Annotated in this window: 7 protein-coding genes and 1 pseudogene; 3 read left to right on the forward strand and 5 right to left on the reverse strand. The window is 70.2% G+C overall.

Annotation, left to right across the window (positions count from 1 at the left end):
- Positions 1-657, reverse strand: a 657-nt coding sequence (locus tag B0W88_RS27540) for a hypothetical protein (RefSeq protein WP_077037763.1), incomplete at its 3' end; no start/stop codon positions are given.
- A gap of 66 nt (positions 658-723) precedes the next feature.
- Here B0W88_RS27540 and ppk1 point away from each other — a divergent pair.
- A complete protein-coding gene (gene ppk1, locus B0W88_RS27545) occupies positions 724-2,808 on the forward strand; it encodes a polyphosphate kinase 1 (RefSeq protein ID WP_077037764.1) in 2,085 nt (694 codons plus the stop codon).
- 6 nt (positions 2,809-2,814) lie between these two features.
- On the opposite strand, the gene ppx is transcribed toward ppk1, so the two are convergent.
- Positions 2,815-4,320: an exopolyphosphatase gene (ppx, locus tag B0W88_RS27550; RefSeq protein ID WP_077037765.1), complete on the reverse strand. Its 1,506-nt coding sequence runs from the start codon at positions 4,318-4,320 to the stop codon at positions 2,815-2,817.
- A 53-nt stretch (positions 4,321-4,373) separates the two neighbouring features.
- On the opposite strand from ppx, the gene B0W88_RS27555 reads away from it, so the two are divergent.
- Both B0W88_RS27555 and B0W88_RS27560 read left to right on the forward strand, forming a co-directional pair.
- Positions 4,374-5,228 (forward strand): dienelactone hydrolase family protein, encoded by an 855-nt coding sequence (locus B0W88_RS27555; protein WP_077037766.1) that lies wholly within the window; start codon positions 4,374-4,376, stop codon positions 5,226-5,228.
- 8 nt (positions 5,229-5,236) lie between these two features.
- Entirely contained in the window at positions 5,237-6,022 is a 786-nt protein-coding gene (locus tag B0W88_RS27560; RefSeq protein ID WP_077037767.1) for a ZIP family metal transporter, read from the forward strand.
- A gap of 4 nt (positions 6,023-6,026) precedes the next feature.
- Here B0W88_RS27560 and B0W88_RS27565 read toward each other — a convergent pair whose 3' ends face one another.
- From B0W88_RS27565 to B0W88_RS33880, 3 genes and pseudogenes are all read right to left on the reverse strand, one after another.
- A complete protein-coding gene (locus tag B0W88_RS27565; RefSeq protein ID WP_077037768.1) occupies positions 6,027-6,461 on the reverse strand; it encodes a universal stress protein in 435 nt (144 codons plus the stop codon).
- 39 nt (positions 6,462-6,500) lie between these two features.
- Complete coding sequence (locus B0W88_RS27570) at positions 6,501-7,340, reverse strand: sulfurtransferase (RefSeq protein ID WP_077037769.1); 840 nt, start codon at positions 7,338-7,340, stop codon at positions 6,501-6,503.
- A pseudogene (locus tag B0W88_RS33880) lies at positions 7,337-7,840 on the reverse strand (EamA/RhaT family transporter); the annotation flags it as partial. The pseudogene B0W88_RS33880 and the gene B0W88_RS27570, both read right to left, overlap by 4 nt.

The following is a 7,840-nucleotide window of genomic DNA, read 5'->3' on the forward strand; positions in this document are numbered from 1 at the left end:
CAACGCGCCACCGCTGGCCACGCCGCAGCCGCTGACCCAGGCCGAGTTGGGCGCGAGCCGGCCGGCCGCCTCCAGGGCTTCGACATGCGGATTGCGGTGCAGCAGCATCTGTATCTCGTTCTGCAGGGTGCGCAGCGCCCGCGCCTCGGGCAGCCAGGGCTCGACGCCGCGCTGCACCACCCGGTCCAGGCTGGCGGCGCGCACGCCGGCCAGGCGCGGGTGGGCGATCAGCCACTGCGTCGGCGCCACCCAGTGCGAGAGCCAGCCTTCCCCCTCGGGCCACAACTCGGCCAGAGATTCAAAGATAGCCCGGGATTCGCTAACGTCAAGATTCAACGCAACCGGATCGAGCGCGGTGACCTGATCGGTGCCGACCGACAGGTGGATCGGCGTCAGCAGGGCCCAGCAGGCCTTGGGGTCGAGGCCCAGGTCGCGGGCCAGCCAGGCGGCCGTGGGCACCGGGCCCGGCGCGGCGCCGCGCAGCGCGGCCAGTTGCTGCTCGAAGGGCGTGTCGGGGCTCATCTCGTCGCCGCCGAGCGGGGCGCCGGCGGCTTCGAGCAGGCCCAGCAGTTCCGAGAGGCGGGGCAGGGCCAGCTCGCCCAGCATGTGCGCGCAGGCCTCGCCGAGGTCGCTGGCGTAGGGGATCGTCAGGTGCATTTGGGGGCGGATTATCGGCGTCGCCGGAGTCATGGACTTGTCATCAAAAATTCATAACATGGGTCCATGACTGCTGCCTTGCCGATCGAAGTCCTGACGCCTGAGTCTCCCGTGCTCCTCAACCGCGAGCAGGCCATCCTCGAATTCAACCGCCGCGTGCTCAAGCAGGCCGAGCGGCCCGACGTGCCGCTGCTGGAGCGGCTGCGCTACCTGTGCATCGTGTCCTCCAACCTCGACGAGTTCTTCGAGGTGCGCTTCGCCGACATGCTCGACGCCGCGCGCGGCCCCGAGCGGCTGGTGAGCCATGCCGACGTGGAGCGCGTCGGCCGCGCCGCCCACACGCTGATCGACGAGCAGTACGCCGTCTTCAACGAGCAGATCATGCCGGCGCTGCAGGCCGAGCGCATCGTCATCGTCAACCACGCGGAGCGGGACGAGGCGCAGCGCCAGTGGGTGGCGCGCTTCTTCGAGCGCGAGGTGCGGCCGCTGCTGATCCCGGTGGGGCTGGACCCGGCGCACCCGTTCCCGCAGGTGGCCAACAAGTCCCTGCACTTCATCGCGCGGCTGTCGGGCAAGGACGCCTTCGGCCGGGCCAGCCGCATCGCCATCGTCAAGGTGCCGCGCGTGCTGCCGCGGGTCATCAAGCTGCCGCCCGAGCTGAGTGGCCGCAAGCAGGCCTTCGTGCTGCTGACCAGCGTGATCCGCGCCCACCTGGAGGACCTGTTCGCCGGCCGCAAGGTCGAGGCCTTCGCGCAGTTCCGCGTGACGCGCGACTCCGACCTCGAGGTCGATGAAGAGGAGATCGCCAACCTGCGCCACGCGCTGCGCTCGGGCCTGACGACCCGCCACTTCGGCCGCGCGGTGCGGCTGGAGGTGGTGAACACCTGCCCGGTGGAGCTGTCGGAGTTCCTGCTGGAACAGTTCGACCTGCCGCCGGCGGCGCTGTATCGCGTCAACGGTCCCGTGAACCTGGTGCGGCTCAACGAGCTGATCGACCAGACCCGCACCGACGACTCGCCCGAGCTGCGCTTCCCGCCCTACGAGCCGGTGTGGCCGCGGGCGCTGCCGCGCGGCAAGTCGATCTTCGCGCAGCTGCGCCAGAAGGGCGACGTGCTGCTGCACCACCCGTTCGAGAGCTTCGAGCCGGTGGTGGCCTTCCTGCGCGAGGCGGTGGACGACCCGGACGTGCTGGCAATCAAGCTGACGATCTACCGCACCGGCAGCGAGTCGGTGCTGATGGAGCTGCTGATCGAGGCGGCCCGGCGCGGCAAGGAGGTGCTGGCCGTGGTGGAGCTGAAGGCCCGCTTCGACGAGGAGGCCAACATCAACTGGGCCGAGCGGCTGGAGGCGGTGGGCGCGCAGGTGGTGTACGGCATCGTCGGCTACAAGACCCATGCCAAGCTGCTGATGGTGACGCGCCGCGAGTCAGGCAAGCTTCGGCGTTATGCCCACCTCTCCACCGGCAACTACAACCCGAAGACGGCGCGCTTCTATACCGACCTCGGCTACCTCACGTCGGACCGCGACCTGACGGCCGATGCCGACATGGTGTTCCGCCAGCTCGCCGCCCTGGGCAAGCTGCGCACGCCGCGGCGCATGCTGCTGGCGCCGTTCAACATGCACAGCCGCATGATGGAACATCTGGCCCAGCTGGAAGCCGCGGCCCGCGCAGGCAAGCCGGCGCGGCTGGTGCTCAAGATCAACGCGCTGACCGATGCCCAGCTGATCGAGGGCATCCTGCGCGCGGCCCAGGCCGGCGCGCATGTGGACCTGATCGTGCGCGGCGCCTGCATGCTGCCGCCGGGCCTGCCGGGCGTCAGCGACAACATCGTCGTGCGCTCGATCGTCGGCCGCTTCCTGGAGCACTCGCGCATCTGCTACTTCCGCTGGGGACAGGGCGACGAGGACGAGGCGCTGTACCTGTCCAGCGCCGACTGGATGAGCCGCAACATGTTCCGCCGCATCGAGATCGCGTGGCCGGTGAGCGACCCGAAGCTGCGCCAGCGCATCATCGACGAGGCGCTGCAGCCCTATCTGCACGACGCGCTGGACGCCTGGCAACTGGGCCCGGACGGGCATTCGGTGCGGATCAGCGACCGCGGCGCCAGCGCGCAGCAGGCGCTGATGCGGCGCTTCGCGCAAGAAGCCTGAGCGGCGTCAGGCGATCTCGATCTCCAGCCCGCCGTTGCGGGCCCAGGCCTGGGCCTCTTCGCCCAGCAGGAACACCGCCCGAGGCTGCTGCGAGGGCCACAGGCGCGGCAGGCTCAGCTGCAGGTGGCGGCCGGTGCGGCGCAACCGCAGTGCGGTGGTGTCCAGGTCGGCCCGCGCGTGGTTGCAGATGACGGCCAGGCGCAGCGCCAGCGTCTGCCACAGGAAGGTCTCGTCGCCGAGCTGGCGCTCCAGCTTGCGCAGGCCGCCGCGCTGGCCCAGCACCAGCTCGCCGACGCGCTGCTGCTGGCTCTGCGAGAAGCCCGGCGCGTCCACATGGGCCACCAGGTAGGCGCTGTGGCGGTGGTGGTCGTGGTGGGAGACCATCATGCCCATCTCGTGCAGGTCGGCGGCCCAGCCAAGCTCGCGCTGAATCTCGCGCGGCACGCGGCCAGCCAGCTGGCCGTGCAGTTCGCCGGCCAGCGAGCGCACGCGGCGGGCCTGCGCCAGGTCCACGCCGAAGCGGCGCTGCAGCGTGGCCACCGAGGCCTCGCGCATGTCCGCGATCGCCGCGCCGAAGCCGGCCGTGCCGGCCAGGCGCTCGACCAGGTCGAAGATCACGCCCTGGCGCAGCGCGCCCTTGGCGGGCAGCAGCTCGTCGATGCCGAACTGGGTCAGCAGCGTGTAGAGGATGCACAGGCCGCCGCCGACGACGGCGCGGCGGTCTTCCTTCAGGCCCGGCAGGTCCAGCTTGTCCATGTGGCCGGCTTCGATGCACTGGGCGATGCACCAGCGCAGCGCGTCGGGCGTGATGCGGCCGTCGGTGACGCCGGTGGCGGCCAGGATCTGCGCCACCGCACCGACGGTGCCCGAAGAGCCCAGCGCGTGCTTCCACAGCTCCGGCCGGAACAGGCTGAAGCCTTCCTCCAGCTCGGCGCCGGCAGCCACCTGGGCGGCGCGGAAGGCTTCCGCCGTGAAGCGGCCCTCGGGGAAGAATCGCATCGACAGGCCGACGCTGCCGACCTGGAAGGACTCGGCCGCCAGCGGGCGCCGCGCCTTGCCCAGGATCATCTCGGTGGAGCGGCCGCCGATGTCGATCACCAGGCGCTTCTCGGCCGAGGGCTGCAGCCGCGCCACGCCAGCGAAGATCAGGCGCGCCTCCTCGCGGCCGGAGATCACCTCGATCGGGAAGCCCAGTGCCTCCTGTGCGCGCAGCAGGAAGGCATTGCGGTTGCGCGCCTCGCGCAGCGTCTGCGTGGCGACCGCGCGCACGTGCTGCGGCGCGAAGCCGGTGAGGCGCTGCGCGAAGCGGCGCAGGCAGTCCAGGCCACGCTGCATGGCGGCCTCGGTGAGCATGCCGTCGGCATCCAGGCCGGCGCCCAGGCGCACGGTTTCCTTCAGGTATTCGATGCGCTTGTAGCGCCCGTCCTGCTGCACCTCCGCGATCTCGAGCCGGAAGCTGTTGGAGCCCATGTCGATGGCGGCCAGAGGGGGCATGGAGGTCGGCAAATTCATGGGCGCGATTGTCAGGGCAAAATGCTGCGCTTTCGTGCAGGGGAGGTCACAGGATGGGCAAGGACAGGATCGACGCTGGTCGGCGCGACTTCGTCAGGACTGCGGCCGTCGGCACGACCTTCGCCGCCGCTGTCCTGCCGGTGAGCTCGCAGACGATCCGCACCTCCTCCGAGGGGCTCGTCACCGGCGAGGTGATGATCAAGGTCGGCGACTTCCAGATGCCGGCCTTCCGCGCCGTGCCCGAGGGCGCGAAGAACCCGCCGGTGGTGCTGGTGATCAGCGAGATCTTCGGCGTGCACGAGCACATCGCCGACGTGGCACGCCGCTTTGCACGACTCGGTTACATGGCCATCGCGCCGGAGCTGTTCGTGCGCCAGGGCGATGCCGGCAGCTACGGCGAGATCGCCAAGCTGATGGAGGAAGTCGTCTCCAAGGTGCCGGATGCCCAGGTGATGGGCGACCTGGACGCCACCGTGGCCTGGGCGAAGAGCCAGGGCGGCGATGCGTCGAGGCTCGGCGTTACGGGCTTCTGCTGGGGCGGCCGCATCGTCTGGCTCTATGCGGCGCACAACCCGGCCGTGAAGGCCGGCGTGGCGTGGTACGGCAAGCTGGTGGGTTCGCCCTCGGCACTGCAGCCGCGCCATCCTGTGGAGCTGGCGGGCGAGCTGAAGGCGCCGGTGCTGGGGCTCTATGGCGGCGCCGACCAGGGCATTCCGCTGGAGACGGTCGAGCAGATGAAGGCCGCGCTGGCCAAAGGCTCGCCGGCCGCGAAGCGCAGCGAATTCCACGTCTATCCCGACACCCCTCACGCCTTCAATGCCGACTACCGCGCCAGCTACCGCAAGGAAGCGGCCGACGACGCCTGGAAGCGCTGCATTGCCTGGTTCAAGGCCAACGGCGCTGCCTGAAAGTTTCAATGACCCTGCTCTACATCCTCGGCGCCACCTTCATCGGCGGCCTGTTGTCCGTCATCATCGCGGCGAGCCTGACCGTGGCGCTGCTCGGACGCATCGTCAAGCACCTGGTGAGCCTGTCCACCGGCGTGCTGCTGGGCACGGCGCTGCTGAACATCCTGCCCGAGGCCTTCGAGTCGCATGATGCGGCGCCGCAGGGCCTGTTCGTCACGCTGCTCTGCGGCCTGCTGTTCTTCTTCCTGCTGGAGAAGGCGGAGCTGTACCGCCACAACCACCACCACGAAGGCGACGGGCACCACCACCACCATCACTTCGACGAGGAGCAGGCCGGCCGCGGCGGCTTCTCGGTGCTGGTGGGCGACAGCATCCACAACTTCTGCGACGGCATCATCATCGCCGCCGCCTTCCTGGCCGATCCGCGCCTGGGCCTGGCGACCTCGGTGGCCATCATCGCCCACGAGATCCCGCAGGAGGTGGGCGACTACATCGTGCTGCTGAACGCCGGTTTCTCGCGCGCCAAGGCCCTGCTGTTCAACGCCATCTCGGGCTTCGCGGCGGTGCTGGGCGGGCTGGTGGGCTACTTCATCGTCGGGCCCTGGGAAGCGCTGTTCCCCTACCTGCTGGTGGCGGCGTCCAGCAGTTTCATCTACGTGGCCGTGGCCGACCTGATTCCCCAGCTGCAGCGGCGCCTGCCGCTGCGCGAGACGGTGCTGCAGCTGGCCTGGCTGGGGGCAGGTCTTGCGCTGGTCGTGGGCGTGGTGCTGGCCGGAGCCGGGCACCACCACTGATCGGTCAACGGACGATCAATACGGGGATCTTGCAGTGGGTCAGCACCTTCTGCGTCTCGCTGCCCAGCAATAGCGCCGACACCCCGCGGCGCCCGTGCGAGGCCATGACCACCAGGTCGCACTGGTGCTCGGCGGCATGCTCGATGATCGCCTCCCAGGGGTGGAGCGCCTCGACCGTGGTCAGCTCGCAGGGGATGCCGGCCGCAGCGGCCAGTGCCTGCACGTCCTTGACCCGGGTGGTGGCGATGCGCTCCTGCGCGTCGAAGAACTCCTGCGGCGGCGTCGGCTGCATCTCCGAGACGGCGCTGTAGGGGAAGGGCTCCTTGGCGCTCAGCACGTAGAGCGTCGCGCCGTGGACCCGGGCCATGCCGATGGCGGCATTGACGGCCTTGGCGGTGATGTCCGAACCGTCGGTCGGGATCAGGATGCGTTTGAACATGGTGCAAGGCCTCCTATGGCCTTCACCATAACCCCCTGGTCAGCCAATGGCAACCGGCCGCGCCGGATCGGACGACCATTCGCTCCACGAACCCGGATACAGCAGCGAGCCCTTGAGCCCCGCATGCTCCATCGCCAGCAGGTTGTGGCAGGCGGTGACGCCGGAGCCGCACTGGTGCACCACCTGGTCGCCGTCGAACGGGGCCAGCAGGGCCTGGAACTCGGCGCGCAGCGCGGCGGCGGGCTTGAAGCGCAAGCCGTCCGCCGCCATGTTGTTCCTGAACAGGCGGTTGCTGGCGCCGGGGATATGGCCGGCCTTCGGATCCAGCGGCTCGACCTCGCCGCGGAAGCGCTCGGGGGCACGAGCGTCGATGACGCGCAGCTTGCCGAGGCTGGCCTGCAACTGGTCCGCGTCCACGCTGCCGACCAAGGACTCACCGGCTGCAAAGCCGCTGGGGGCGGGTCTTGCCGTAACGTCATTCGTCAGCTGACCCGGCCACGCGGCCAGGCCGCCGTCCAGCACCGCCACGCGCTCGTGCCCGAGCCAGCGCAGCATCCACCACAGCCGCGCGGCGTACATGCTGCCCTGGGCGTCGTAGGCGACCACCTGCGTGTCCGGCGTCAGGCCCAGCGCGGCCATGCGGGCGGCGAAGGCCTCGCGGTCGGGCAGCGGATGCCGGCCGTTGCGGCCCGTTTTGGCGGCGCTCAGGTCGCGGTCCAGGTGCAGATAGTGCGCGCCGGGGATGTGGCCGGCCGCGTAGGCCGCCTCGCCGGCGGCGGTGTCGGCCAGGTCGAAACGGCAGTCGACCAGCAGCAGCGGGCCGCGGAAGGCCTGCAATTCGGTGGCGGAAACCAGGGTGGTGAACAAGGTGCTCATCATGACTCGCTGACGGAATGTTGGAAGTCGGCCGGCGTCGTCGCCTTGGCGCGCAACAGCGTGGCGGCCAGCCCGGCGCCGAGGATCAGCACGATACCCAGCCAGGCGATCGGCGCCACGCGGTCGTCGAACAGCAGCAGGCCCCAGACGCTGGCGAACACGATGCCCAGGTAGGCCAGGCAGGCGTTGACCAGCGGCTTGCCCAGCGCGTAGGCCCGCGTCATGAACAGCTGGGCCACGCTGGCCATCAGGCCCACGCCGACGAGCAGCAGCACGCCGCGCAGCGTGTGGGCATGGAAGCCGTGCTCGGTGGCCATCGCCGTGGCGGCGCCGGCCAGCGCGCCGCCGGCGGAGAAATAGAAGACGGTGCGCGACTCGGGTTCGCCGACCCGGCCCAGCGCCGTCACCTGCAGATAGGCCACCGCCGAGAGCATGCCCGAGGTGAGCCCGGCCAGGCCGCCGACGACCTGGCTGCTGTCGAAGGTGGGCCGGAGCACCAGGCC

Source organism: Pelomonas sp. KK5 (genome assembly GCF_001984095.1).
Lineage (GTDB): Bacteria > Pseudomonadota > Gammaproteobacteria > Burkholderiales > Burkholderiaceae_C > KK5.